Source organism: Paenibacillus sp. URB8-2, assembly GCF_013393385.1.
Lineage (GTDB): Bacteria > Bacillota > Bacilli > Paenibacillales > Paenibacillaceae > Paenibacillus_AQ.
The window spans coordinates 5242278-5268447 of record NZ_AP023239.1 but is presented as its reverse complement, the minus strand read 5'-3'; the positions used below and the strand labels follow the sequence as shown (position 1 = coordinate 5268447).

At 55.7% G+C, this 26170-nt stretch carries 25 protein-coding genes and 1 riboswitch; of the genes, 23 read left to right on the top strand and 2 right to left on the bottom strand.

What is annotated here, in order from left to right; translation table 11 throughout:
- Positions 1-22 precede the first annotated feature (22 nt).
- Both PUR_RS24370 and cls read left to right on the top strand, forming a co-directional pair.
- Entirely contained in the window at positions 23-1627 is a 1605-nt protein-coding gene (locus PUR_RS24370; RefSeq protein WP_232101628.1) for a gluconokinase, read from the top strand.
- 231 nt (positions 1628-1858) lie between these two features.
- Entirely contained in the window at positions 1859-3367 is a 1509-nt protein-coding gene (gene cls, locus PUR_RS24365) for a cardiolipin synthase (RefSeq protein ID WP_179037436.1), read from the top strand.
- Between the two features lie 63 nt (positions 3368-3430).
- Here the strand turns inward: cls and PUR_RS24360 are convergent, their stop codons facing one another.
- Positions 3431-4972 (bottom strand): phospholipase D family protein, encoded by a 1542-nt coding sequence (locus PUR_RS24360; RefSeq protein WP_179037435.1) that lies wholly within the window; start codon positions 4970-4972, stop codon positions 3431-3433.
- A gap of 236 nt (positions 4973-5208) precedes the next feature.
- Between PUR_RS24360 and fni the strand changes: the two genes are divergently transcribed.
- From fni to PUR_RS24330, 6 genes are all read left to right on the top strand, one after another.
- Positions 5209-6279, top strand: a complete 1071-nt coding sequence (gene fni / locus PUR_RS24355) for a type 2 isopentenyl-diphosphate Delta-isomerase (protein WP_179038063.1) — start codon at positions 5209-5211, stop codon at positions 6277-6279.
- 28 nt (positions 6280-6307) lie between these two features.
- A complete protein-coding gene (locus PUR_RS24350; RefSeq protein ID WP_232101627.1) occupies positions 6308-6778 on the top strand; it encodes a GNAT family N-acetyltransferase in 471 nt (156 codons plus the stop codon).
- 711 nt (positions 6779-7489) lie between these two features.
- Positions 7490-8590 carry a redox-regulated ATPase YchF gene (gene ychF / locus PUR_RS24345; RefSeq protein ID WP_179037434.1) on the top strand — a complete coding sequence of 367 codons (1101 nt, stop codon included), beginning with the start codon at positions 7490-7492 and terminating at the stop codon, positions 8588-8590.
- Between the two features lie 312 nt (positions 8591-8902).
- Positions 8903-9970 (top strand): peptide chain release factor 1, encoded by a 1068-nt coding sequence (gene prfA, locus PUR_RS24340; protein ID WP_179037433.1) that lies wholly within the window; start codon positions 8903-8905, stop codon positions 9968-9970.
- Positions 9933-11093 (top strand): N5-glutamine methyltransferase family protein, encoded by a 1161-nt coding sequence (locus tag PUR_RS24335; RefSeq protein ID WP_232101626.1) that lies wholly within the window; start codon positions 9933-9935, stop codon positions 11091-11093. Before prfA ends, PUR_RS24335 begins: the two co-directional genes overlap by 38 nt.
- Positions 11094-11181: 88 nt before the next feature.
- Positions 11182-12360, top strand: a complete 1179-nt coding sequence (locus PUR_RS24330; protein WP_179037432.1) for an FtsW/RodA/SpoVE family cell cycle protein — start codon at positions 11182-11184, stop codon at positions 12358-12360.
- A 130-nt stretch (positions 12361-12490) separates the two neighbouring features.
- Here PUR_RS24330 and PUR_RS24325 read toward each other — a convergent pair whose 3' ends face one another.
- A complete protein-coding gene (locus PUR_RS24325; protein WP_232101911.1) occupies positions 12491-13489 on the bottom strand; it encodes a S66 family peptidase in 999 nt (332 codons plus the stop codon).
- A 189-nt stretch (positions 13490-13678) separates the two neighbouring features.
- Here PUR_RS24325 and spoIIR point away from each other — a divergent pair, with 189 nt between their 5' ends.
- The 15 genes from spoIIR to atpA all read left to right on the top strand — a co-directional run bounded on the left by spoIIR (position 13679) and on the right by atpA (position 26165).
- The gene (spoIIR, locus tag PUR_RS24320) at positions 13679-14440 is read left to right on the top strand and encodes a stage II sporulation protein R (protein ID WP_179037431.1); all 762 of its coding nucleotides are present in this window, start codon (positions 13679-13681) and stop codon (positions 14438-14440) included.
- 95 nt (positions 14441-14535) lie between these two features.
- Positions 14536-15693, top strand: coding sequence for an L-threonylcarbamoyladenylate synthase (locus tag PUR_RS24315; protein WP_179037430.1), 1158 nt, complete (start codon positions 14536-14538; stop codon positions 15691-15693).
- Positions 15694-15778: 85 nt separating this feature from the next.
- Entirely contained in the window at positions 15779-16354 is a 576-nt protein-coding gene (locus PUR_RS24310) for a manganese efflux pump MntP (protein ID WP_179037429.1), read from the top strand.
- Between the two features lie 41 nt (positions 16355-16395).
- Positions 16396-16983, top strand: a complete 588-nt coding sequence (locus tag PUR_RS24305) for a low molecular weight protein arginine phosphatase (protein WP_124696528.1) — start codon at positions 16396-16398, stop codon at positions 16981-16983.
- 96 nt (positions 16984-17079) lie between these two features.
- A riboswitch (ZMP/ZTP riboswitch) is annotated at positions 17080-17161 on the top strand.
- 194 nt (positions 17162-17355) lie between these two features.
- Positions 17356-17928 (top strand): TIGR01440 family protein, encoded by a 573-nt coding sequence (locus PUR_RS24300; protein WP_179038059.1) that lies wholly within the window; start codon positions 17356-17358, stop codon positions 17926-17928.
- 51 nt (positions 17929-17979) lie between these two features.
- Positions 17980-19227: a serine hydroxymethyltransferase gene (gene glyA, locus PUR_RS24295; protein WP_179037428.1), complete on the top strand. Its 1248-nt coding sequence runs from the start codon at positions 17980-17982 to the stop codon at positions 19225-19227.
- Between the two features lie 462 nt (positions 19228-19689).
- Positions 19690-20319: a uracil phosphoribosyltransferase gene (upp, locus tag PUR_RS24290; RefSeq protein ID WP_179037427.1), complete on the top strand. Its 630-nt coding sequence runs from the start codon at positions 19690-19692 to the stop codon at positions 20317-20319.
- A 33-nt stretch (positions 20320-20352) separates the two neighbouring features.
- A complete protein-coding gene (gene wecB / locus PUR_RS24285; RefSeq protein WP_179037426.1) occupies positions 20353-21534 on the top strand; it encodes a non-hydrolyzing UDP-N-acetylglucosamine 2-epimerase in 1182 nt (393 codons plus the stop codon).
- 165 nt (positions 21535-21699) lie between these two features.
- The gene (locus PUR_RS24280) at positions 21700-21954 is read left to right on the top strand and encodes an AtpZ/AtpI family protein (RefSeq protein WP_179037425.1); all 255 of its coding nucleotides are present in this window, start codon (positions 21700-21702) and stop codon (positions 21952-21954) included.
- Positions 21947-22348: an ATP synthase subunit I gene (locus PUR_RS24275; RefSeq protein ID WP_179037424.1), complete on the top strand. Its 402-nt coding sequence runs from the start codon at positions 21947-21949 to the stop codon at positions 22346-22348. Before PUR_RS24280 ends, PUR_RS24275 begins: the two co-directional genes overlap by 8 nt.
- Before the next feature lie 5 nt (positions 22349-22353).
- Positions 22354-23172: a F0F1 ATP synthase subunit A gene (atpB, locus tag PUR_RS24270; RefSeq protein WP_179037423.1), complete on the top strand. Its 819-nt coding sequence runs from the start codon at positions 22354-22356 to the stop codon at positions 23170-23172.
- An 86-nt stretch (positions 23173-23258) separates the two neighbouring features.
- Positions 23259-23489, top strand: coding sequence for a F0F1 ATP synthase subunit C (gene atpE, locus PUR_RS24265; protein WP_179037422.1), 231 nt, complete (start codon positions 23259-23261; stop codon positions 23487-23489).
- A 115-nt stretch (positions 23490-23604) separates the two neighbouring features.
- On the top strand, positions 23605-24093 hold the full coding sequence (gene atpF / locus PUR_RS24260) for a F0F1 ATP synthase subunit B (protein WP_179037421.1): 489 nt from the start codon (positions 23605-23607) through the stop codon (positions 24091-24093).
- Positions 24090-24641: a F0F1 ATP synthase subunit delta gene (locus PUR_RS24255; protein ID WP_179037420.1), complete on the top strand. Its 552-nt coding sequence runs from the start codon at positions 24090-24092 to the stop codon at positions 24639-24641. The genes atpF and PUR_RS24255 overlap by 4 nt, the downstream gene beginning before the upstream one ends.
- Before the next feature lie 12 nt (positions 24642-24653).
- Positions 24654-26165 carry a F0F1 ATP synthase subunit alpha gene (gene atpA / locus PUR_RS24250; RefSeq protein ID WP_124696538.1) on the top strand — a complete coding sequence of 504 codons (1512 nt, stop codon included), beginning with the start codon at positions 24654-24656 and terminating at the stop codon, positions 26163-26165.
- The last annotated feature ends 5 nt before the right edge of the window (positions 26166-26170 follow it).

Sequence of the window (26170 nt, the reverse complement as noted above, 5' to 3'; positions counted from 1 at the left end):
GGTAGGGGAAGGGAGGATGGAAATGGGACTTTTCGTCGGCCTGGATATCGGCACTACAAGCGCGAAGGTATTTTTATATGAAAGGCATGGTAAAATCCGCGGGCAGGGCAAAGCGGCTTACACGCTGCTTGTCCCGGAGCCGGGAAGGGCGGAGCAGCGGCCGGAGGAGATTATGAATGCCGTTGCCGAAGCGTTCCGCCGGGCAATGATCAACGGCGGGGTCAAGCCGGAGGACATCGAAGCGGTGGGGGTCAGCGCAGGCATGCACAGTCTTATGGCGGTGGATAAGGACGGAATGCCGCTGACGCCCCTGCTCACCTGGGCGGATAATCGCAGTGTTCCCCAACTGGCAGAATTGAAGCGCAGCGGTGCGGCGGAAGAATTGTATGCGCTGACAGGCACCCCGGCCCATCCCATGTCGCCGCTTGGCAAGCTGCTGTGGTGGAAGGAGAACAAGCCGGAGCTGTTCGAAACAGCGGCCCGGTTCATTTCCATCAAGGAATACCTTTTGCATCGATGCTTCGGCTTGTATGCGCTTGATGTGTCAACGGCAGCAGCCACCGGGCTGCTGCACATCTCCGGACGCGGCTGGTGCGAAAAAGCGCTGCAGCTAGCCGGGATCGGGAAGGAGCGGCTCGGCGAGATTGTGCCGGTAACCGAGGTTCTGCGGGGAATGAAGCCCGAGATGGCGGAAGCCTTCGGACTGTTGCCGCATACCCCGTGGGTTGTCGGGGCAAGCGACGGCGCGCTTGCCAACATCGGCTCCGGCGCGGCCAGTCTCGGAAACACCGCCGTTACGATCGGCTCAAGCGGGTCGGTCCGGCGGTTTGTTTCCAATCCGTTGACCGACCCGCAGGGCCGCACCTTTTGCTATGCGTTCGGCGAAGACCGCTGGCTGATCGGCGGACCGACCAACAACGGCGGTATCGCCCTGCGCTGGTTCAAGGAGCAGTTCATGAACGGCGTCCTGCCCGGCCCGGAGATAAGGGATGCTATCCGGGCGCAACCGGAGAGAAGGCAGCGGCGCGGGAGACAGCATGTCGTCATCGATCCGTCAAAGCCAGGGCACAGCTCGCTCGACGACTTGATTACCCTGGCCATGTCGGTTCCGGCCGGCGCGGACGGCGTGCTGTTCCTTCCTTATCTGAGCGGAGAACGCGCTCCTTACTGGAACCCGGATGCCCGCGGCGTATTCGCCGGTGCGGGCCTGCACCACGGACGGCAGCATTTCGTCCGGGCCGTACTGGAAGGGGTGCTCTTCGCGGTGAACGATGTGACGGAAACGCTCAGCGGCCTGGCCGGTCCGCCGGAGCGGATGCTCGCTTCTGGCGGGTTCGCCTCATCGGCGGTCTGGACTGGACTGCTCTCCGATATGACGGGCCTGCGGATCGATGTGCCACGCAGCTATGAAGCCTCCGCTTACGGAGCAGCGCTGCTGGCGATGTTCGCGACGGGAGCGCTGGATTCGCTGGATCAAGCCGATGCCCGCGTCGGCATTCTGAGGAGCCATGCTCCGAATGAAGAGAACCGGGCCGTGTATGAGAAGCTCTATCCGCTGTTCAAGGACGTTTACCGGCGTCTGGAGCCCGTGTTTCCGGAGCTGGTCTCCATGCAGGGCCGGTTGTAGATCTTGAAATAAATAAAGAAGCCATCCTCCACAGGTTTGTGTTGGATGGCTTCTTGCCCTTTAGGCGGCCCGGGATTCGGAAGGATGAAAGGATGTCGCCGAATAACAGGTTACAGTTTTGTCGTAATTGCTCTTTTAAAGGGGATAAATGTAGGAAGAAGGTCGGCTATCATGTAAAATATATGATGGTATTCCGAAAACTGTTGTGAATTTGGAAGAGGTAGGTTGCCAATGAGAAGAGGACTGCAGGCTGTAATCATTATTGGAGCTTTGCTCGCGTTTTACTATTTCGGCTTCGGCATTTTCGGCAGCACCGGCGGTACGATTATCAGTATTTTTTCCACGCTGACGGTCGTTTCGATCGGGCTCGCCATTTTTATGGAGAACCGCAACCCGTCGTCGACGATGGCCTGGATTCTTCTGCTTGCGCTTATTCCTGTAGTGGGACTCGTGTTCTACTTTTTGTTCGGGCAAAACGTATTCAAGCGCCGTAAATACGACAAAAAGGCTCAGCGCGACCTGATGGCCTATGAGCAGATTGAGAACGATGCCCTGCGCTTGCACCAGGACTGGTCGGTCTTCAATTCCTCGCAGCGCAAGCTGCTTGGCCTGTCGCAGCGGCTGGCGCGTTCGCCGATCTCCTTCACTTCGGAGACGCGGGTGCTGACCAACGGCGAGGAGACGTTCGGGACGCTTCTGATGGAGCTGCGTCAGGCGCAGCACCACATCCATATGGAGTATTATATTTTCCGCGCTGACGAGATCGGGACAAGAATTCAGCAGATCCTTATTGAAAAAGCCCGCGCCGGCGTCAAGGTCCGCTTCATGTATGATGCCGTGGGCAGCATGCATCTGTCCCAGAGTTTCCTTAAGGCTTTAAGAGACGCGGGGGTAAAGGTTGCGGCGTACGGCAGATCAAAGACCTTTTTCTCCAGCCGGGTCAACTACCGGAATCACCGTAAAATCGTGGTCATCGACGGCGATGTCGGCTTCATGGGCGGGCTTAATGTGGGCGACGAGTACTTGAGCCGCAGCAAAACCTACGGCTTCTGGCGCGACACGCATATGCTGGTGCGGGGCGAGGCGGTGCGGACGATGCAGATTATTTTTCTGCTGGACTGGATGCACACGACCGGCGAGCAGATCCTGGAGCAGGATTATTTGTCGCCTCAGCTCCGGTATACCGGGGGCGGGGGCGCGGTGCAGATTATCGCGAGCGGCCCGGACAACGAGAGGCGAGCGCTCAAAAATATTTTCTTCTCCATGATCACCTCGGCCGAGAAGTCGGTCTGGATTGCATCGCCTTATTTTATCCCCGACGAGGATATTTACACGGCTTTGCGCGTCGCGGCTCTCTCCGGGCTGGATGTGCGTCTGCTGTTCCCGGCCAAGCCGGACAAATGGCTGCCGTTTCTCGCGTCCCATTCCTATTTCCCGGCCTTGCTGGAAGCGGGCGTCAAAATTTTCGAGTATGAAAAAGGGTTTATTCATTCCAAGCTGCTCATCATTGACGGCGAAATTGCCACGATCGGCACGGCCAATATGGATATGCGCAGCTTCCATTTGAACTTCGAGGTCAATGCGCTGCTGCTGCAGACCGAGAGCGTCAAGCGCATCGTCGCCGACTTCGAGCGCGACTTGCTGTCTACATCGGAGATTATCCACGAGAAGTTTATGGATAAGCGGCTGCTGGAGCGGCTGCTGGAGTCTGCGGCAAGGCTGATGTCGCCGCTGCTGTAAAGAAGCGGCGCGAAGTTCTTTCTATCCGTACACCGGCTGCCATGACCGGTCAAAGAACTCTATCTAGTACGTCGTTAAACCCAGTGCGTTCTGAATACGCATGATGGCATATTTCAGCCAGGTGATTTCGCTCTGATAGCTTGCCGGCGGCAGACTGTACTCGGCCCCTTCATTGTTCCACAGCCGGTTGAAATAAGCGTCAAGCTGCCCGTAAATCGGCTGGCTGGAGTCAAATGCGGCCCACAGATCGTTCTCAAGATTATAATCGTCCAGATTGCGGGCCGTAAAATTGGCAGAGCCGCCGATTGCGATGGACTTGCCGCTTTCTTTGTCCACAAAGAGCAGTTTCGTATGGTACTGCTCTTTTGTTGTGTTATACCAGCGGATGGATATTTGTCCGCCTGACCTGCGGTTCAGCTCCAAGGCCACGGGGCGGTTGGGAATGCCGATTTTGCTGCGCCCAAAAGCGTTCTGGTTCGGGTCCAGCAGAAGCCGCACGGAAGCTCCCCGTTCCGAGGCCTTTACCAGTTCGTCTATAATGGTGTCGTCGGCGAGATAGAACATGCCCACCCATACCGTGTCACCCTTGGACGAGCTGCGGAGAGCCTGAAGCGCATATTTGTATGTTTTCCCTTCCGTTAAATAACGAATGTCCACCGGACTGCCGCCGTTAGCCGGAGACTGTGGAAAGAATGGCTGTGTCTTCAGCAGCGGACCCGCACCGGACAAATCCGCCGCGGCCTGCTCCGTCCGCACAATATCCGCGATAACCGGTCCCTGCACCTCAAGCGCGATATTGGAATTATAGGCGCTTGCGTCGTGCACGTTGGCCGAACTGATCAGTGCCGAGCGTTCGCTGACGACGGTTTTTCGGTGATTAGCCTTGACGTTCAGCAGCTTTAAATAGGACCTTACGGTAATATCCGGTCCGTTGTTTGCCATTAGATTGGGAACCCAGCCCTTGCCGGATTGCCCGAACCACTGGATGAATGTGCGCCAGACGGCGGAGTAAGCGGGAGTCGAATCCCGCAAAGGATCGACATTGGTAACGATGACGTTGATGCCCGCTTGTTTCATTTTTTCGAGCAGGGCATTGGGGGCGGAGCCGTAGTTTGTATTAACTTCGTCCGTGATGAACGCGATATCCATATTCGGGTATTTCGTTTTGTGGGCAATCAGCTTGTCGGCGAGCGTACGGCTTACCGGGGGGAAATGCTGCCCTTTATGCGTATAATTGTTGAACAGGAACATATCGACAATCAGAAATTGTCTGGATTCGTCAATAATTTGCAGAATTCTCGGCAAAATACCGCTCTCATGCCTGCCTTCCGGACTGCCGTCCGGGTAAGTCAGATCCTGCCATAACGTTACGTTCTCTACACGGTACAAAGGGCTTTCGAACGAAAGGCCGGGAGGCAGCGGCTTGTGCGTCTGATAGATCATCACGCCGATCAGCCAGAGAAGAAGAGTGGTAATAACGGCCAATGTCCATTTAAGAGGGCGTCTTGAGAAATGTCCGGAATAGTTCCGTTTAGAAGGGCGATTCGAAAGGATTGCGGGCGGACTTTCATTTATTGAATGATTGTTGGAGCGGCTTGGATTCATAGAAGGTTCCTCCTGAAAAAAGGTGTGCAGCGGTTGTCCGTTTCGTCCAGCTATTTATTATTACCGCCAGGAGGAAACCGGTGAAGCAGAATGGCTGCCATCTGATATGCCGCCTATGCTGTTGATGCACCATTGACCAGTTGAAAAACAACGCTTATCCGGGCTTAGGTGCGGATGAAGCTGTTAAATTCACTTACTTGGTTGTGCTATACTATGACAGCAGGAACAAAAAATTGATGAAAGGCCAAGTGCCGATTAATATGAATAATGAACATATACCGGAAGGAACGACCGGAGGGCGCAAGATCGAACACGTGCGGCTTTGCCTGAATGAAGACGTCGCAGGCCAAGGTATTACCACGGGCTTCGAACATTACCGGTTCCGGCATAATGCGCTGCCGGAGCTGAACTTTGACGATATCATGCTGAACACCTCTTTTCTCGGCCGGAGTCTGCGCACACCTCTGCTGATCAGCTCGATGACCGGCGGCAGCGCCGCGACCGGCGAGATCAATGCGCGGCTGGCCGAGGCGGCCCAGGTACGCGGCTGGACGCTGGGCGTCGGTTCAGTCCGGGCTGCGGTGGAACGGCCGGAGCTTGAGACTACATTCCGGGTACGGGACCGGGCGCCGGATGTTCCGGTCATCGCGAATCTCGGAGCGGTGCAGCTGTCCTACGGCTTCGGCGTAGACGACTGCCGCCGGGCGGTGGAAATCGCCGGTGCCGACTGGCTGGTGCTGCATTTAAACGGCCTCCAGGAGGTGTTCCAGCCTGAAGGCAATACCGGATTCGGCTCGCTGCTGCCCAAGATTGAGCGTTTATGCCGCAGCCTGGAAGTTCCGGTCGGCATCAAGGAGGTCGGCTGGGGCATCGACGGCGAGACGGCGGTTAAGCTGTACAGCGCCGGCGCCGCCTTCATCGATGTGGCCGGAGCGGGCGGGACGTCCTGGAGCCAGGTCGAGAAGTTCCGCAGCGCCGATCCGGTTAAGCGCGGCGCCGCTGAGGCGTTCGCAGATTGGGGCATTCCGACAGCCGATTGCATTGCCGAAGTGCGCTCCGCGGCGCCTGAAGGCGCGTTGATCGGCAGCGGAGGCCTCCGCAGCGGCGTCGACGCCGCCAAGACACTGGCCCTCGGCGCGGATCTGGCCGGTTTTGGCCGAAATCTGCTTGGACCGGCGGTGGAATCGGAGGAAGCGCTGGAAGCGGCGCTTGCGCAGACCGAGCTGGAGCTGCGGACGGTGATGTTCGGCATCGGCGTTTCCTCCGTTGCGGCTTTGCGCGGAACGCCCCGGCTGGTGCGCATCTAAATACCGAAATAAGGAAGGTCTAATCATAATGATAAAACTGGTTCAAATGGACGAAGCGACGTTTCAATTTTTCATGAGTCAATCGACCAGCGACTATGCCGAAGAAAAAGTGAAATCGGGAGCATGGGAACCGGATAACGCGCTGAAACAGTCCAAAGAGGCGATGACGCGCTTTTTGCCCCGGGGGCTGCATACCGAAGGCGCCTATCTGTACTCTGTGGTCGAAGAAGAGAGCGATACCCATGTCGGGTACATTTGGTTCAACGTGACCGAGGGCCGGCGCGGCCGGGAAGCTTTTATTTATGACATTTATATTTATGAACCGTTCCAGGACAAGGGCTACGGCAAGCAGGCCATGCAGGCGCTCGACGAAGAGGCCCGCAGCATGAATATCAGCAAGATCGGGCTGCATGTGTTCGGCCAGAACCAACGTGCGTTTGAGCTGTACAAAAAAATGGGCTTCGGAGTGACCGACATTACGATGTCCAAGGATCTGTAACATGATGCGCCGCGTTCGGCTTCGCCGACATTAAAAGGAATGCCAGTGAAGAGCGGGCGACGCCCACACCGCAGGAAGAATACGAAGGATCTCCGGGTGGGGTGAGGTCCTTCATGTGATTAGGTCAGCCGGGGGTGCCGGTTGGCCTTTCTGCATACACCGTTCTCTCAACAAGGACATTTTATGAGAATGTCTTTTAAAAGGTGGACATCTGCACAAGGTAGTCACCTTGAAGCCAAGATTCTATATATTGATAAAATAAACGGAACGATTTCAATATATAGTAATAATGCTGACTGGGGATAGATTGGCCGCGTATATCTCGGTTTTGTGGAAGTGTCCACGCTTTGAAAGACATTTTTTGGAATTTGTATCTGTGAAATGGACAGGTCAGCTGCATAAGGCGTTAGCCGGCGCAGAAATAAGGCGTTTACGCCGCCTGTCCGGCAGTGCGGGGAATAGGCGGTTTATTTTAAAATATCAGAAAGTATAAGCTTCGCGATTATCCTTAACCTGATATTTTTACGAGAAACGGATGCCTTCCTCTTCCAGAGGACGGCGAAGCCGTTTCTTCTTAGTTAGGCGGGGAGCGCCTCTGGTCTCTTTAAGGGTTCCGTCCCCCGGTATTGCTGGGGTGTTTGTTCTAATATATAATAGTTTAGATCGCAAGACTTACTGGTCAATTAACGAAAAATGGGAGTTGTCATATATATGGCTTTGAAAGCGGGTATCGTAGGTCTGCCCAACGTGGGCAAATCGACGTTGTTTAATGCAATTACGCAGGCGGGTGCGGAGTCCGCGAATTATCCTTTTTGCACAATCGACCCGAACGTCGGAGTCGTGGAAGTTCCGGATGAGCGCCTCGACAAGCTGACTGAACTGGTTGTGCCGAACAAAACGGTGCCGACCGCATTTGAGTTCGTCGACATTGCCGGACTGGTGCGCGGAGCGAGCAAGGGCGAGGGGCTGGGCAACAAGTTCCTGGCACATATCCGCGAGGTGGACGCCATCGTCCATGTCGTGCGCTGCTTCGAGGACGAGAACGTTACCCACGTTGACGGCAAGGTTAATCCGATCAGCGATATCCAGACGATTAACCTGGAGCTGATTCTCGCTGACGTGGAGAGTGTGGAGAAACGGATCGACCGTTCCCGCAAAAACATGAAGGGCGGCAACAAGCAGTACGCCCAGGAAGTAGAAGTGCTCGAGCGCGTCAAAGAAGCGCTGTACAACGATATGCCCGCCCGCAGCGTGGAGCTGAACGAGGAAGAGCATCTCATCGTGCGCGATCTTCATTTGCTGACGCTAAAGCCGGTGCTGTACGCAGCCAATGTCGGCGAAGACGAGGTTGCCACAGCGGAAGAGAATCCGTATGTGAAGCAGGTGCGCGAGTTCGCCGCCGCCGAGAATGCGGAAGTCGTGCCGATCAGCGCAAAGGTGGAGGCGGAAATCGCCGAGCTGGAAGGCGAAGACAAGGCGATGTTCCTGGAAGAGCTTGGCCTCGAAGAGTCAGGCCTTAACCGTCTGATCAAAGCGGCTTACAAGCTGCTTGGGCTGTATACGTATTTTACGGCGGGTGTGCAGGAGGTTCGCGCCTGGACGATCCGCAAAGGGACCAAAGCGCCGGGAGCGGCCGGGGTTATTCACTCCGACTTCGAGCGCGGCTTTATCCGCGCGGAAGTGGTGGCTTACGACGATCTGGTTGCCGCAGGTTCGATGAACGGCGCGAAAGAGCGCGGCCAGCTTCGGCTTGAAGGCAAGGAATATGTGGTGCAGGACGGAGACGTTATGCATTTCCGGTTTAACGTATAAAGCTTGTTTTGTTAGTCAGATGAAGGCCATTTCGCGGTGATATCAACATTAACGCGGGATGGCCTTTTTTGAATATCAGAAAGTATAAACTTCGCGCTTATCCTTAACCTGATATTTTTACGAGAAACGGATGCCTTCCTCTTCCAGAGGACGGCGAAGCCGTTTCTTCTTATGATTTTGAACTCTGCATCGGGATACGGACGGTCGAATCTGCCGGGTGACGAAATGTAGCCAAATCAGCCAATTCGTGATATAATATAAAGTCGTGAAACTGTATTTAAAATGAAAAAAGAACTGAAGAGGTGAATTCCCTTGTTGGACCGATTGCAATCTCTGGCGGACCGCTATGAGAAACTCAGTGAACTGCTTTGCGATCCGGATGTTGCAAGCGATAGTAAGAAACTGAGGGACTATTCCAAAGAACAATCCGATCTGCAGCCCGCCTACGAGGCTTATACAGAATATAGAAATGTGATGGAAGAGCTCGACGCCGCCAAAACGTTGCTCGGCGAGAAGCTCGACGACGAAATGCGCGACATGGTGAAGATGGAAATCGAGGAATTGTCGCAGCGCCAGACTGAGCTGGAGGAGAAAATTCGCATCTTGCTGCTGCCAAAGGACCCGAACGACGACAAGAACGTAATTGTCGAAATCCGGGGGGCGGCCGGCGGGGACGAAGCGGCTTTGTTCGCTTCCGACCTGTACCGTATGTACACCCGTTTTGCAGATACCCAGGGCTGGCGCGTGGAGCTGATGGACGCCAATACGAACGATCTGGGCGGCTTTAAAGAGGTCATCTTTATGATCAACGGCCGTGGAGCTTACAGCAAAATGAAGTACGAAAGCGGCGCGCACCGCGTGCAGCGCATCCCGACGACGGAATCCGGCGGCCGGATTCACACTTCGACATCGACCGTGGCGGTCATGCCTGAAGCGGAGGAAGTCGATATCGAAATCCTTGACAAGGATATCCGCGTGGATACGTTCTGTTCCAGCGGCGCGGGAGGCCAGTCGGTTAATACGACAAAATCCGCAGTCCGCGTGACGCATGTTCCTACGGGAATCGTGGCGACCTGTCAGGACGGCAAATCGCAGAACTCCAACAAAGAGAAGGCTCTTCAGGTGCTGCGCGCCCGGATTTCCGACATGATGCGGCAGGAAGAAGAAGCCAAGTATGCCGGTGAGCGCAAGAGCAAGGTCGGCACCGGAGACCGCAGTGAGCGGATTCGGACCTACAACTTCCCTCAGAGCCGGGTGACCGATCACCGGATCGGCCTGACGCTGCACCGTCTGGATTCCGTTATGAACGGTGAAATCGAAGAGATTATTTCGGCGCTCTCCATTGCGGAACAGGCGGATATATTGGAAAAGGGAGAATAATGCTTTGAAACAGAGCGCATATATCATGCCGCAGGTGCAAAGCATCCGGGAAGCCTTTGCGGAGGCTTCTTCTTTTTTAAGCGGTCTCGGCGTCAGCGAGCCGCAGCGCAGCTCGCAGCTTCTGCTGGAGCATTTGTTGGGCCTGTCCGGCGCGGCTTACTACATGGCCTTGGCCGAACCCTTTCCGGCGGACAAACGGGAGCAGTGGGAGATCGCCGTGACCCGCAGGGCGAGCGGCGAGCCGGTGCAGTATATTACCGGTGAGCAGGAGTTCTACGGCCGCCCCTTTGAGGTGACGCCGGATGTTCTGATTCCCCGCCCGGAGACGGAGCTGCTCGTGGAGGCGGTGCTGGGCTATGCGGCGGAGCTGTGGCCGGAGGGAGAGGTGAAGCTTGCGGGCGAGCCGAGCACAGAGGCGAATAACGGGAATGGACTGGCTGGACCGGCGAGCCGGTTGGGCGGGGCGCCAAGCTATGAGGGCAAGCTGTCCGCAGGCGTACGTGGCGAGGCAGGACCGAGCGTAGCATCGAGTGATGCGGTCAAGCTGTCCGCAGGCATGAGTGACGAGTCAGGACCAGGCGATGCGGGTAAGCCGGTCACATGCGGCGGGTTTCGCCGCCTGACCGCGATCGACATCGGCGCGGGCAGCGGCGCGATCTCCGTCACGCTGGCGGCCGAAGCGCCGGCGTGGCGGGTGCTCGCCGGCGACATCTCGCCGGCGGCCTTGGCCGTGGCCGGCCGCAACGCGGAGCGTCTCGGCGCGGCGGTGGAGCTGCGGCTCGGCGACCTGCTCGAGCCGTTCAAGGGCTTGGAGACGGATATTCTCGTCTCCAACCCGCCCTACATTCCCGGCGCGGACATCGCCGGGCTTCAGCGCGAAGTGCGCGACCATGAGCCGCGCACCGCACTGGACGGCGGCGAGGACGGGCTGGACCCGTATCGCCGCATGATGGAGCAGCTTCGGCTGCTCCCGGCTCCGCCGCGCCTCGTCGGCTTCGAGCTCGGGCTCGGGCAGGCGGAGCAGGTGGCCGCCCTGCTTACGGCGGCCGGGCATTGGAGCGAGATCGTGACCGTTCCCGATCTCGCGGGCATTCCCCGCCATGTGCTGGGGATTGCGCGTTAGCAACCCATTCCTTTACAATAAAGTAAGCGGCCAGAAATTTTAGTCTGATGTACGGACAAAGCCAGTAAAACCACAGGGAGGCAGAGCATTGCTCCAGAAGTTTAAAAAAATCGACGGCGTCATCGTCGTGGTTCTTGTGTTGTTGATGGTGATCAGTCTGTTCTCGATATACAGTGTGACTCATGGCCGGCAGGGCCTGGACGGTTTTCACATTAAAATGTTGAAGTTTTATATTTTGGGATTCATCGCCTTTTTCGGATTGACGTTTTTGGACTATCGCCTGCTGATCAAGTACGCGGTGTATATTTACTCGTTCGGGATCGCACTGCTCGTGCTGGTCACCTTCATCGGTGCGGAAGAGAACGGCGCCAAGGGCTGGATCAAGTTCAATGGCTTCAGCCTTCAGCCCGCGGAGCTGTTCAAGCTGATCCTTATTTTGTTTCTGGCGGCCTTCCTGTTTAAGAAGAACAAGAACCGGCTCCATTTCTGGAGGGATATCGTGCCGCTCGGTCTGCTGACGCTGCTTCCTTTCGGTATTGTCATCATGCAAAATGACCTGGGAAACGCGCTTTCCTACATTGTCATTCTCGGTGGCCTGCTCTGGATCGGGAACATTAAATTTTCCCATGCGCTGATCGGACTGGTGGTTGCAGGCGGGCTGGTGGGCGGCAGTATTTTTTCATATATTCATTATCATGAACCCATCTCGAAATTTCTGAATGAATTGCGTCCCCACTTGGTGGAACGCTTCGACCCCTGGCTTATGCCGGATGAAGCGTCCGCGAAGGCCAGCTACCATACGAAAAACGCCAAGCTTGCAATAGCTTCCGGCGGAATGAGCGGCGAAGGTTATATGGAAGGAAGCTCGGTGCAGTCGGAGCGGGTCCCTTACACCTATTCGGATTCGATTTTCGTAGAGATTGCGGAAGAATTCGGCTTTGTGGGCTCGGCTGTGCTGTTGCTCCTGTACTTTATTCTGATCCACAGGATGATTCTGATCGCACTCGAATGCAGAGACAGGGGCGGGCCGTTCATTATTGTCGGCATTGTCGCCATGATGCTGTACCAGATTTTTGAGAATATCGGAGCTTTTATCGGACTTATGCCGCTGACCGGAATTACCCTGCCTTTCATTAGTTACGGGGGAACCTCGCTGCTGATCAATATGGCGAGCATCGGGTTCGTGATGAGCGTGCGGTTGTACGGGCAGGAGGAAGAAGAAGATTTGCCGAAGGCCTCGTATACGGCTCCGGCCAGACAGGGATGATCCGGACGCTTTCTTAATAAGATTCTTGTAAGACTCTTGTAAGACTAATACCCCAACCGCCAGGACTCCTTTGTAAAGAGGCGCCTGGCGGTTTTTTGTTGTTTTTGCTGACGGCGAACCTTTCTCCCGCTTAGTTAAAGCTCATTGTAACTGTTCCTCTTCCTCCCCCGGCAGTCACTGCCGCGAAAGCTCCGTTAACGAGTGTCAACTGGGGAGGCACATGTCCGATATCCGCCTCGTAGACGACCGGAATGCCAAGCTCGCCCGCAAGCTGCTCCAAGGAGTCGGCGAGGCCGAAATCCTGCACGGGCGAGTATCCCGCCGGTCTGCCGTACAGAAGCCCGCGGCAGTTCTCAAACCAGCCGCACTCTTTCATCTGCCACAGCTGCCTGTGAATATCGCCCGCGTTCCGCTGCGAGCTTTCCAGGAACCAGACCGTGCCTTCCTCACCGCAGTAATCGCGGATGAAGGTGGGAACCGGAGCGTAAGGCGTACCGATCAGCGTGGTCAGTGTCTCAAGGCAGCCGCCGATGAGTCTGCCGCCAAAAGAGACGGCGGGGTCTTCGCCGCTTCCGCCGCCCGGGGCGATCGTCCGCCAGCTTGTTGGCGTATCCAGGATAAAGCCCGGCTTGGTTATATCCCAGGCTGACTGATACATAGCCGACGAGGTCTGGGCAACCGTCCCGCCGGCCCTGGTTCCAACCACGTCCAGCCAGCGGGCGGTAACGTCATCCAGCGGACGGGCCCGCAGGTCGATGAAATTGGTGCCGTGCGCGGTCGCGCATCCGGTCATCAGGGTGTAAGCAAACAGGAAGGTGCTTGTATCCGAGTAGCCGATCATCCACTTCGGCGGCGCCGTCCGCAGCTTCTCCCAGTCCATGAGCGGCAGGATTTCCATCAGAAATTCGCCGCCCCATGGAGGCATTACAACATCGACCGTATCATCCAGCAAAAAAGCTTGAAGCTCGGCCGCCCGCTCAGCCGCCGGGGCGAGGGCCAATTTGGCCCGGGAGCGGAGAACGGCGCCTGCCCTCACGATAAATCCGAGCTCCTGCGCATGTTCGGCGGCCTGATTAAATAAGCCGGCATACTCCGGACGGACTCCACTGGAAGGTGCGGTGACGGCAATGACGCCGCCGGGAAGCAGGGGGGGCGGGGTAGCGGATGGTTTGGTTCAAAGTTTTTCCTCCTCTAGTAAGATCCGTTCTCTACGAACAGTGTACGTGCGCGCAGCAAAAATAAATAGATTAATAGGTTTGGACGCTCCGCCTTCCGGGGATACTGACTGACATGAAGCCAGTGGAGAGGGGTATCCCAAATGAACGTCAAAAGAGAAATTGCCGGAGATTCGCTGCGTAAGACCTTTACGTATACTGCCATTTTAATTTGTATCTTTATGTTTGTCATGATGGCCTGGGAAGGGCAAAAAACCGATGCCGCCGTAAGCGCCGGACCCATTCCGCAGGAATCGATCCGGCTGCGGATTCTCGCCAATTCGGACGGGGCGCAGGATCAGCTGGTCAAGCGGCAGATCCGCGATAACATTGTGGAGCAGATGAACGGGTGGGTCGCTGAACTGGAGGACCCTCAAAGTCTCGATCAGGCGCGTGCCGTTATACGAGATCATTTGCCGGAGCTGGAAAAGCTGGTGGGCGGCGAACTGGACAAGCGCGGCATCGACTACGGCTATAAGGTGGAGCTGGGTGTCGTCCCGTTTCCGACCAAGCTGTACGGAGGGACGGTTTATCCCGCAGGGGAATATGAAGCTCTTCGCGTAACACTAGGAGAAGGAAAGGGACAAAATTGGTGGTGCGTGCTGTTCCCGCCGCTCTGCTTCATCGATGCGGGTTCGGGGGATGCGGCGGCCAAACCGGCAGGGGATGCCAAGGCCGCGAAGTTGTCTGCGGATGGTAAGGGCGACGCGGGAAAAGCAAAGGAAGGCCAGGCGGCGCTGGCGGGTGACCGGCAGCCGGATTCCGCGGCCCAAGCGGGGGCCGCCGGAGAGGAACCGAAGGTTCGGTTCTTTGTCTGGGACCTGCTGCTAAAAATCGGAGGTTGGATCAGCAGTTTGTGGGCATAGATTCTATTGTTTTGCAGCCGGATATGTTACTATTTTCTTATAGATAAACGGCCCCACGCGGTGGGGCCGTTATTTTTGAACGGAGGCCTGTGAACATGGAAACAAAATATTGGAAGCTAAGCGGAGCGGAGGGGGTAACCGGACGGGAACGGAACCCGGCGGACGTTGCGGCGATTGCGGAAGCGGCGGAGATGCTTAAGGCAGGGAATACGGTCGCTTTTCCGACCGAGACGGTGTACGGCCTCGGGGCGGACGCGCGGAATGCGGAGGCGGTCGAGGCGATTTTCAAGGCCAAGGGACGGCCTTCGGACAATCCCCTGATTGTCCACATTGCCGACCGGGCGGCGCTCGGAGAGCTTGTGACGGAAGTGCCCACACTGGCGGCGGCCTTGATGGACGCCTACTGGCCCGGTCCGCTGACCGTGGTGCTGCCGCTCCGGGCCGGCGTGCTGTCCTCGCGCGTAACGGCAGGGCTGGACACGGTCGGCGTGCGCATGCCGGACCATCCCGTGGCGCTGGCTCTGCTGGCCGAAGCCGGATGTCCGGTCGCCGCTCCGAGCGCCAACCGCTCCGGGCGGCCGAGCCCGACGCTGGCCCGCCATGTGCTGGACGATCTTGCCGGCAAGATCGGCGGCGTGCTGGACGGCGGAGCCGCGGGCGTCGGTCTGGAGTCGACCGTCGTGCAGGTGCAGCCGGACGGCTCCGTCGCCGTGCTCCGTCCCGGCATCACGGCCGCGCAGCTGGCGGCCGTCGCAGGTGAAGCCGCCGTCACGGGCGTTTCGGCGGCGCCTGATTTCACGCCTCCGCAGGAAGCCGCGGAGGCTACGGACCGCCCCGCCCCGGACGCGGCGGGGGACGGCAGCCCGGCGCCGCGCGCGCCGGGCATGAAGTACGCGCACTACGCGCCGCGGGGCTGGCTCGGCGTCGTGCGGGGGTCTTCGCCGGCGGGCGCGGCGAAGGCGGCGGCGGGCCTGCTGGCTGAGGCCCGCGGGCGCGGCGAGACGACGGGGATGCTCCTCTTCGAGGAGCATCTGCCCCTGTATCCCGCCGGCGCCGCCGACTGTGTCGTCTCGCTCGGCCCGCTGGCCTCGCCGGAGACGGCCGCCCGCTTCCTCTATGCCGCGCTGCGGCGCTTTGATGAAGCGGAAGCGACTTATATCCTGGCTGAAGCTTGCCCGGAGACAGGGCTCGGGTCCGCCATTATGAATCGGCTGATGAAGGCCGCCGCGGGCCGAGTGATCGACGCTGAATAGCCCTCTTTTTTCCAATCAATAGAATGATTGTCCTCTTGTCCGCATATCGTGATGGTACAAGATATTCGGACATGGAGGTATGGGGATGGGCATAGGGGAAGTGCAGGCCGGTTGGGGCCAGATCGTAACCATTGCAATTATGGCGATCGCTCTGGGCATGGATGCCTTTTCGCTTGGCGTAGGAATCGGGATGAGAGGCATCCGTCTTGTTCATGTGCTGCAAATGGGCCTGCTCGTTGCTTTTTTTCATGTGCTGATGCCTCTGCTGGGGCTTGTTACCGGAAACTATGTCGGCCACCTCCTTGGCCGGGTGGCGGGAATTGCCGCCGGGGTACTGCTCGTTGTGCTGGGCGGGCACATGGTGCTGGGCTCGTTCCGCACCGGCGAGGGCGCCGGAATGAGAGGAGTGGATCACCGTACGCTGTGGGGAATGCTGCTCATTTCGCTCAGCGTCAGCATCGATTCGTTCTCGGTGGGCGTCTCGCTCGGGGTATTTGTGAGCCATGTGCTGCTGACGGTGTTCGCCTTCGGGGCCTGCGGCGGAATCATGTCGATCACCGGCCTGCTGCTCGGGCGGCGTGTGAGCCGCGGGCTCGGAGAATACGGAGAAGCGCTCGGCGGGGCGATCCTGCTCGGGTTTGGCTTGCTGTTCATCTTCTGATACAATAGCGGCAAAAGAGTAATCCCATGGAGGTGATCTGCATGCTTCATATTTTGTTCATCTGCACCGGCAATACATGCCGCAGTCCTATGGCTGAAGGGCTTTTACGCAAACTGTCGGCGGAGCGGGGGGTCAATCTGGAGGTGCGGTCCGCCGGGGTTTCCGCGATCGCCGGAACGCCGATGTCAAGGCATGCGGCGGCCATATTGCGGGATGAGGGCGTTAACGATACGATTACTTCCTCCCAGCTTTCGGGCGAACTGCTGAGCTGGGCCGATCTGGTGCTGACCCTCACTCAAAGCCATAAAAGGCATGTGCTGCACTATTTTCCAAAAGCCGTATCCAAGACGTTTACCCTGAAGGAGTACGTGCAGGACGAAGAAGCGGTCCGCAGGGACCTTGAAGAGCTTGACAGCTTGTACGCCGGAACGGAACTGGCTGCTTCGCTGGGACAAGAACCGGAGGCCGCCGATCTGCAGCGGATTATCGAGATCCGCCAGCGTATACCTAGTGCGGATATAATGGACCCGTTCGGGGGAAGCCGAGAGGACTACGAATATGCGGCGGCGGAAATCCGTTCATCGCTTCACAGGCTGCTGGATAAACTTGAAGCCTTGCGCCGTTTGTAAAATATCAGGCTTGGGTTTTCCGAACGGACGGCAGAGTCTTTTCATGTTAAGACGGTTGATTTTCGGAGCATGATGATTTATGATATAGACAAATATCGGTTCCGGTGTAACTGGCGACAAGTGTGGAGAAACCACGATGGAGCATCGGAGTAAACGGCCGGTCGCCTGGGCGAAAGAGCAATTCCGCAGCAGTCTGCGGACTGCTCTTTTTTGTTTAAAATTTATGAATGAGCAAGCAGCGGGCATGTTATCCTGATGGTATCAGACAACTTGGATCTCTGAGGAGGTAAAGCGGTGAAACATTACGGAAAGCGAACGGAGGATAAAATCTTCGCCGCCCCGGACCCGTCCGGAAGCGGACGCGTTCTTGCGGTGGAGCTGTCTATTGCCGAACAGACGCTGCTCGTGCTGCGTGAACTGGCGGATGCCGGCGGGATCGGGCCGGGCAAGGTACTGGTTGTAGGCGTCAGTACGAGCGAGGTAGCCGGTGCGCGCATCGGCACCGGCGGCGCGCTGGAAGTGGCGGAGCAGCTGTTATCCGGCGTCCGCGAGGCTGCGGAGCAATTTGGTTTTTCTCCGGTATACCAGTGCTGTGAGCATTTGAACCGGGCAATTGTGATGGAACGGAGTCTGCTGGAGCAACTAGGTCTGACCGAAGTGTCGGCGGTGCCGATCCCCGGCGCCGGCGGTTCCATGGGCGCTGCGGCGTACCGGGCGATGACCGATCCCGTACTGGCCGAAACGGTACAGGCTCATGCCGGCATCGACATCGGCGAGACCCTGATCGGCATGCATCTGCGCCGCGTCGCGGTGCCTTTCCGGCCTTCGCTGCGCTATATCGGAGAAGCCCGCGTGAACGCGGCCTACACCCGGCCGCCGCTGATCGGCGGCGAGCGCGCCGTGTACCGGAAGCAGGAGGAAAGCGGCTCGAAACTGTGTGACTAGGGAAGGATAAATCCCATCTCATAAACTATATTCAGGGAGGAAACAAGTAAAATGGAACAATTGCGCAAGAGTGATCCGGAAGTGCTGAAAGCGATGGGATTGGAGTTGAAGCGTCAGAAAGCCAATATCGAACTGATCGCTTCGGAGAATATCGTGAGCGAGGCGGTCATCGAGGCCATGGGCTCCGTATTGACGAATAAATACGCGGAAGGTTATCCGGGCAAGCGTTACTACGGCGGCTGTGAAGATGTGGACATCGTCGAGAACTTGGCCCGCGACCGCGCCAAGCAGCTGTTCGGCGCCGATCATGCCAATGTGCAGCCGCACTCCGGCGCGCAGGCGAATATGGCCGTTTATCTTGCTGCGCTCAACCCTGGAGATACCGTACTCGGCATGAACCTGGCTCATGGCGGCCATTTGACGCACGGCAGCCCGGTTAACGCTTCCGGCCTGCTCTATAATTTTGTCGCTTACGGCGTTCAGGAAGATAGCTTCCTTATCGATTACGATGAAGTGCGCAAAGCGGCATTCAAGCATCGTCCGAAGCTGATCGTCGCCGGCGCAAGCGCCTATCCGCGCACGATCGATTTCGAAGCTTTGGCTTCGATCGCAAGCGACGTCGGATCGCTGTTCATGGTCGACATGGCGCATATCGCCGGTCTGGTAGCCGCAGGGCTGCATCCGAGCCCTGTTCCGCATGCCCATTTTGTAACCACGACTACCCATAAGACGCTGCGCGGTCCTCGGGGCGGCATGATTCTCTGTAAACAGCCATGGGCTGCGGCGATTGACAAGGCCGTATTCCCGGGATCGCAAGGCGGTCCGTTGATGCATGTCATCGCCGCCAAAGCCGTATCCTTCGGCGAAGCCCTTCAGCCGTCTTTCAAAACCTATGCGGAGAATGTGGTAAAGAATGCCAAGGTCCTTGCTGAAACCCTGCTGGGCGAAGGCGTCAATATCGTTTCTGGCGGAACCGACAACCATCTGATGCTGATCGATACGCGCAATTTGAACATTACCGGCAAGGATGCGGAGAAAGTGCTCGATTCCATCGGCATCACCGTTAACAAAAATGCGATTCCGTTTGATCCGACCAGTCCGTTCGTTACAAGCGGCATCCGGATCGGCACCCCTGCGGTGACTTCGCGCGGCATGGATGAGCAGGCGATGACCGAAATCGGTCAGCTTATCGCCGCTGTGCTTAAGAATCCAAAGGATGAAGCGACGCTGCAAGACGCTGCCCGCCGGGTTGCTGCGCTGACCGAGCGCTTCCCTATCTATCCTGCTCTGCAATACTAATATGCTGAAACGCAGTACGGCCTGCCGCCGCCCTGCGTTTCATTAAAGCCCCTGCATGTCCGTATTTCGGCCTGCGGGGGTTTTTTTAAAGGATAACCTTTGAGTTTGGCGTCGGTTAACAGAACGTTCACAGGAATACGCGGTTAGTGGAATGAAAATCGAATTAAATAATGCAGAAAGTTCATGTAACTTTCAAGAAAAAGCGTGAAAAAAGTGTGAAAAGTATGTATGGGATGAAAATGGGAAATTGTAAATAACAGCCCATTTCCTTGAATTGGAAACTTGACCTTATTCTTGCGTCTTAAGGACGGTCCGGGGATCTCAGCGTCTCCATCCCGGTATTCTGCCCTTTCCTAGGTGAAATGCGCTCCTGAGGATGATATAATATACAGGATTTAGCCGCGAAAGGGGTTGCCCCGCCTCGGCTTGCATAAGACTTACAACTACCGGAGGGACAAGCGAATGGGAAAATTGGTGATTTGCGATCATCCTTTGATTCAGCACAAACTGACATTTATACGCGATGTGAGAACCAATACGAAGGAATTTAGGGAACATGTGGACGAAGTGGCTACTTTGATGGCCTATGAAATTACACGGGATATCCCTTTGGAAACGATTACTGTGCAGACTCCGGTCGCCGAAACGCAGAGCAAGGTTATTTCCGGCAGAATGCTGGGGCTTATTCCGATCCTGCGGGCGGGCCTCGGAATGCTTGAAGGCGTTCTGAAGCTGCTCCCTGCAGCGAAGGTGGGTCATGTCGGCCTATTCCGCGACCCGGAGACGCTTCAGCCCGTCGAATATTATATCAAGCTGCCTACGGATGTGCAGGAGCGTGAACTGATCGTCATCGATCCGATGCTGGCTACCGGAGGCTCCGCGATCGCGGCCATTACTTCTCTGAAGAACCGCGGGTGCACCCAGATCAAAATGATGAATCTGATCGCCGCTCCCGAAGGCGTTGCGGCCGTGCAGGAAGCCCATCCGGATGTTGACATCTATGTCGCCGCGCTTGACGACCATCTGAACGATCACGGCTACATCGTGCCGGGCCTCGGCGATGCAGGAGACCGGCTGTACGGAACGAAGTGACTAACAGAACCGGAAGAAGAAAGGAAATGGGTTATGTCCAAGATTAAAGTAATGACGATTTTTGGGGTCCGTCCCGAGGCGATCAAGATGGCTCCGCTGGTGCTTGAGCTTCAAAAGCATCCCGAGCATATCGAATCGCTGGTTTGCGTGACGGCCCAGCACCGGCAGCTACTCGATCAGGTGCTGGAGGTGTTCAATATTGTGCCTGATTACGATTTGGACGTCATGAAGGATCGGCAGACGCTGAACGAGATTACCATCCGCGTTCTTGAAGGACTGGAGCCCGTGCTGAGGGAAGCGCGGCCTGATCTTGTGCTTGTGCACGGAGACACGCTGACCACTTTTCTAGCCAGCTATGCTTCCTTTTTGCAGCAAATTCAGGTAGGGCACGTAGAAGCGGGCCTGCGTACTTGGAACAAACTGTCCCCTTATCCTGAAGAAATGAACCGTCAGCTGACCGGCGTGCTCGCCGACCTGCACTTCGCTCCGACCGACTGGTCAGCAGGGAATTTGAGACATGAAAACAAAAAAGAATCAAGTGTTTATATCACAGGCAATACTGTGACCGATGTGTTTCAATATACCGTACAGCCGGGCTACCGGCATCCGGTACTGGATTGGGCTTCAGGAAAAAGACTTATTTTGATGACGGCGCACCGCAGGGAATCCCAAGGCGAACCGCACCGTCATATTTTCCGTGCCGTCAAAAGAATTGCTGATGAATTCGAAGATGTCGCCATCTGTTATCCCGTGCATCCGAGTCCCGCGGTTAAGGAACCGGCGTACGAGATTTTGGGCGGACATCCCAGAATCAAGCTGATCGATCCGCTGGATGTCGTGGACTTGCACAATTTTTATCCGCATACCCACTTGATTTTGACCGATTCTGGCGGCTTGCAGGAAGAAGCTCCGTCTTTTGGAGTTCCTGTTCTCGTGCTGCGCGACACAACGGAGCGCCCGGAAGGCATCGAGGCCGGAACGCTGGAACTGGTAGGTACGGACGAGGAGAAGGTGTATCAACGGACACATGCTTTGTTGACTGATCAGGACCTCTATCAGTCCATGAGCCGGGCCGCCAACCCGTATGGAGATGGTAAAGCATCTGGGCGAATTGTCAGTGCGATTTTGCACCATTTTGGAGTGAATGAAGAACGCCCGGAAGAGTTTCACAGAATGTTCACAAACGGTTCTGAGGTCCCCGAAGTCAAACAATGAAAAGGTTTCGAAGAGCATACAGTAAAACTGTACGGTTTATATGGTTTTGGAATGTTTTGCTGTGATTATTTTCATACTTTCAGTGATTTTTCGCACTGGCGCGTTAGTTTGACAAACTCTTGTAACATTCAGTAAAATGAATTGGAATTCCAAGGGTGGGGTGCTATGAAACAGCCTGAGCAACCGAATAAAGAAAATCGAAATGCGGTTAAATCGTTTCGGACTATGGGCATTGTCAGTGCCATCGGCGTCGATCTTGCCGGCTGTACCATAGGTGGATATTTTTTGGGTAAATGGCTTGGGGACATGTGGGGTAACTCCGGTTTATGGGTTGGTCTAGGTGTTCTTTTCGGCATGCTGTCAGGAGCCGCAGCTATTGTGAGCCTTATTAAAAAAGCGACGAGGGACAGCGATGAATGACGCAGCCAGAATGAACAAATTGATGTTTATGTCCATAGCGGGAATTATCGTGGTTTGTTTTATAATCGCGGAATTGATGCCCCATCGCCGCACCGTCCTTCACGGTATCGTGCTTGGCGCTATTGTAAGTTGCATCAATATTTTTTACATGGCTCACAAAGTGAAAGGAATTGCAAAATCCGCCTCCGGCGAAAGCAAAGCCCGCGCTTCACTAGGTTTTGGAATCAGAATAGCCACCTCCATATTGGCGGTTGTACTCGCGCTTGAATTTCCTCATTACTTCAATGAAATCGCGGTGTGCGCCAGTCTTGTGACCGGTTATTTCGTACTTCCTATCGTCGGATTTATTTTGCTGATAATTGAGGAACGAAAACATACTGACGGAAAGGGGTGAGAAACATGCATGTAACACCAATCATTAAACTGGCTGGATTTGACATTGATCTGGCAATCGTGCTTATGCTAGTCGTTACCTGTACAATCGTCTTTGTTATTGCACGCTTGGCGACGCGAAATCTTTCCGTGGAGAACCCCGGCAAAATGCAAAACTTCATGGAATGGCTCGTAGAATTTGTACAAGGCATGATGACCAGTACTATGGATCTGAAGAAGGGCAAGCCTTTTCTCAGTCTTGGTCTTACGCTGATCCTGTTTATTTTTGTCGGGAATATGCTTGGATTGCCGTTCAATATTGTTACCGAATACCACGATGCCAGCAAAGCGACGTTCTTTAATCAACCGCTTGTAAATGTTGTGGAAGTAATCCATAAGGCCCATGATGCAAATCCGGGAGGGGAAGTGGAAGTCGGCGTAAGCTGGTGGAAATCCCCTACAGCCGATGCTTCCGTATCGCTGGGATTGGCGGGACTGATCTTTTTAATGGTTCATTTTCTGGGAATCACTCGCAACACGAAAGCATATTTCAAACATTATCTTCAACCGTTCCCTGTCTTTTTGCCGATTAACCTAATTGAGCAGTTCTCCAAGCTGCTGACACACGGTATGCGTCTTTTTGGTAATATATTCGCCGGGGAAGTGCTGATTGCGCAGTTAATCAAGTTGGGTTCGACTGGAGCTTTTGGTTTTATCGCTTCTATCCCGCTGCTTATGACGTGGCAGGGCTTCAGTATCTTCGTCGGTTCAATCCAGGCGTTTGTTTTTACCATGCTGACTTTCCTGTACATATCACAGGCGATTGACACGCATGAGGAGCATTAGCTACATCAAGGCGCACGCAAGTACGTCTGATCTTTAAATATATTGAAATCACAAAACCACACACAATTTTAAGGAGGATTTATCTAATGGGAGTTATGGCATATATCGCGGCAGCAATCGCGGTAGGTTTGGGCGCACTTGGCGCCGGTATTGGTAATGGTCTGATTGTCAGCAAGACAGTTGAAGGCATCGCACGTCAGCCTGAAGCTAGAGGGACTCTTCAAACGACAATGTACATTGGCGTGGCTCTGGTAGAAGCCCTGCCGATTATCGGTGTCGTTCTGGCCTTCATTTTCTACGCAGGAGCAGGTGCCTAAGACAAGCTTTATACTATTGGCGGGGAAGGCCACGGCCCTCCGCGCTTTCTTTTTGGCCCAAGGGCCTTGTCCACACAAGACGATAACGAATGTTACCGGAAAGGAGTGACCTTACATGCATTTCGAACCTACATCTCTCGTCCTGGCGCTGATCGCTTTTCTTATCTTGTATTTTCTGCTTAACAAATACGCCTTCGGCCCCCTGTTCTCCGTTATGGAGAAACGGCGCGAGCTGGTATTGCAGCAAATTAATGAAGCTTCGCAGACACGGGAGCAGGCGGTCGCTTACGTAGAGGAACAGAAGCAGGCTCTCCAGGATGCCCGCAAAGAAGCTTACGATATTATCGAGCAGTCCAGACAGACGAGCAGCAAGCAAACCGAACAGCTGCTTGAGCAAGCCAAAGCGGAAGCGGCTCGAATCAAGGATGAAGCCGTGCGCGACATTCAGAGCGAGAAGAACAAGGCCGTCGAGGCGCTTCGCAGCGAACTCGGTTCGGCATCCGTAAAAATTGCGTCCAAGCTGCTTGAAAAGGAAGTCAGCTCGGACGCCGCGCAGGAGGAGCTCGTTGATCAGTACCTCAAAGAGGTTGGGGGCAGATCATGAGTCAGGATACGGTAGTCGCCAAAAGATACGCGAAGGCATTGTTCGAGGTGGCTTTGGAAGAGAAGAAGACGCTGGAAGTGGAAGAAGAGCTGAAAGCTCTGGTTTCTGCACTGGCTTCGGATACCGATCTTCAAAGATTCATCAGCACCCCGAAGATTTCGGGGGAAGACAAGCTGTCAGTGCTCAAGAACACGCTGAATGGCAAGCTCTCGACGATTGTAATCAACACGCTTGAACTTCTCGTTGAGCGCGGCAGAATGAGCATTCTTTCCGACCTTCTGGACAGCTACATTAAGATCGAAGGCGCGAGCTTAGGGTTGGCCGACGCTACCGTGTATTCCACATATGAATTGGATGAGCGGGAAAAAGAAGCTGTGGCTGAAGAATTTGGCACCTTGTCCGGCCGTAAAATCCGCATTGCCAATGTAGTCGATAAAAGCCTGCTGGGCGGACTTAAAGTCGTCATCGGCGATACGCTGTACGACGGCAGTCTTGCCGGCAAGCTGGAACGTCTGGAAAAATCCTTTAACGATAAGCACAGAAGATAGGGGTGAGCGTACTTGAGCATCAGACCTGAAGAAATCAGCACTTTGATTAAAAGTCAAATCGAACAATATAAATCCGATATTGAAGTAGCCGAAATCGGAACCGTTATTCAAGTCGGCGACGGGATCGCCCGCGTGTACGGTCTGGAAAATGCGATGGCGGGCGAACTGCTGGAGTTCTCCAACGGCGTAGTGGGCATGGCGCTCAATCTGGAGGAAAGCAACGTCGGTGTCGTTATCCTCGGTGAATATACGGAAATCCGCGAGGGCGATCAAGTGAAGCGTACGGGCCGCATTATGCAGGTTCCCGTCGGCGAAGCTCTGCTCGGCCGCGTCGTTAACCCGCTTGGCCAGCCGCTGGACGGCAAGGGACCGATCGAGACGACGGAATTCCGTCCTGTCGAGAACAACGCCCCGGGCGTTATCGAGCGTAAATCGGTGCATGAACCGATGCAGACGGGCCTTAAGGCAATTGACTCCATGGTGCCGATCGGCCGCGGTCAACGCGAACTGATCATCGGCGACCGTCAGACCGGTAAAACGGCAATCGCCATCGACGCGATCATCAACCAAAAGGGCAACGGGATGAAGTGTATCTACGTTGCCATCGGACAAAAGCAATCCACGGTAGCACAGGTTGTAGAAACCCTTCGCCGCCACGGTGCGCTGGACTACACGATCGTCGTTACCGCGTCGGCTTCCGAGCCGTCGCCGCTGCTGTACATCGCTCCATACGCCGGATGTGCAATGGGCGAATACTTCATGTACAAGGGCGAGCACGTTCTGGTCATCTATGACGACCTGTCGAAACAGGCGGCCGCTTATCGCGAATTGTCCCTGCTGCTCCGCCGCCCTCCGGGCCGTGAGGCATTCCCTGGCGACGTATTCTATCTTCACTCCCGTCTGCTGGAACGCGCCGCGAAGCTTAGCGACGAACTTGGCGGCGGTTCGCTGACCGCTCTGCCGTTCATCGAAACACAAGCTTCCGACGTATCGGCGTACATCCCGACGAACGTTATTTCCATCACCGACGGTCAGATCTTCCTGGAGTCCGACCTGTTCTACTCCGGCCAGCGTCCGGCGATCAACGTAGGTATCTCCGTATCCCGCGTAGGCGGATCGGCGCAGATCAAAGCGATGAAGAAGGTTGCCGGCTCGCTCCGTCTGGATCTTGCCCAATACCGCGAGCTGCAGGCGTTTGCCCAGTTCGGCTCCGACCTCGACAAATCGACTCAAGCCCGTCTGAACCGCGGCGCGCGGATGATGGAAATCCTGAAACAGGGCGTCAACCAGCCTCTCTCCGTCGAGCATCAGGTAATTAGCTTGTACACGGCGGTCAAAGGATACTTGGATGAGATTCCGGTCAAGGACGTCAGACGTTTTGAAAAAGAATTCCTTTCTTATATGGACAGCAATGTGCCGGAAGTGGCCGCCTCCATAACGGAAACAAAGGACCTGACGGCTGATAACGAAGCGGCGCTGAAGGCTGCCATCGAGAAGTTCAAAAAAGGTTTTGCGACAAGCTAAGGAAC

Bases quoted from the DNA above. Each gene is read 5' to 3' on its own strand.
- PUR_RS24280 (WP_179037425.1), top strand. From the start codon at position 21,700: ATGAAACAGCCTGAGCAACCGAATAAAGAAAATCGAAATGCGGTTAAA.
- upp (WP_179037427.1), top strand. From the start codon at position 19,690: ATGGGAAAATTGGTGATTTGCGATCATCCTTTGATTCAGCACAAACTG.
- wecB (WP_179037426.1), top strand. From the start codon at position 20,353: ATGTCCAAGATTAAAGTAATGACGATTTTTGGGGTCCGTCCCGAGGCG.
- PUR_RS24360 (WP_179037435.1), bottom strand. From the start codon at position 4,972: ATGAATCCAAGCCGCTCCAACAATCATTCAATAAATGAAAGTCCGCCC.
- atpE (WP_179037422.1), top strand. From the start codon at position 23,259: ATGGGAGTTATGGCATATATCGCGGCAGCAATCGCGGTAGGTTTGGGC.
- PUR_RS24370 (WP_232101628.1), top strand. From the start codon at position 23: ATGGGACTTTTCGTCGGCCTGGATATCGGCACTACAAGCGCGAAGGTA.
- glyA (WP_179037428.1), top strand. From the start codon at position 17,980: ATGGAACAATTGCGCAAGAGTGATCCGGAAGTGCTGAAAGCGATGGGA.
- cls (WP_179037436.1), top strand. From the start codon at position 1,859: ATGAGAAGAGGACTGCAGGCTGTAATCATTATTGGAGCTTTGCTCGCG.
- fni (WP_179038063.1), top strand. From the start codon at position 5,209: ATGAAAGGCCAAGTGCCGATTAATATGAATAATGAACATATACCGGAA.
- ychF (WP_179037434.1), top strand. From the start codon at position 7,490: ATGGCTTTGAAAGCGGGTATCGTAGGTCTGCCCAACGTGGGCAAATCG.
- PUR_RS24315 (WP_179037430.1), top strand. From the start codon at position 14,536: ATGGAAACAAAATATTGGAAGCTAAGCGGAGCGGAGGGGGTAACCGGA.
- PUR_RS24305 (WP_124696528.1), top strand. From the start codon at position 16,396: ATGCTTCATATTTTGTTCATCTGCACCGGCAATACATGCCGCAGTCCT.
- PUR_RS24255 (WP_179037420.1), top strand. From the start codon at position 24,090: ATGAGTCAGGATACGGTAGTCGCCAAAAGATACGCGAAGGCATTGTTC.
- PUR_RS24310 (WP_179037429.1), top strand. From the start codon at position 15,779: ATGGGCATAGGGGAAGTGCAGGCCGGTTGGGGCCAGATCGTAACCATT.
- spoIIR (WP_179037431.1), top strand. From the start codon at position 13,679: ATGAACGTCAAAAGAGAAATTGCCGGAGATTCGCTGCGTAAGACCTTT.
- PUR_RS24275 (WP_179037424.1), top strand. From the start codon at position 21,947: ATGAATGACGCAGCCAGAATGAACAAATTGATGTTTATGTCCATAGCG.
- atpB (WP_179037423.1), top strand. From the start codon at position 22,354: ATGCATGTAACACCAATCATTAAACTGGCTGGATTTGACATTGATCTG.
- atpF (WP_179037421.1), top strand. From the start codon at position 23,605: ATGCATTTCGAACCTACATCTCTCGTCCTGGCGCTGATCGCTTTTCTT.
- PUR_RS24350 (WP_232101627.1), top strand. From the start codon at position 6,308: ATGATAAAACTGGTTCAAATGGACGAAGCGACGTTTCAATTTTTCATG.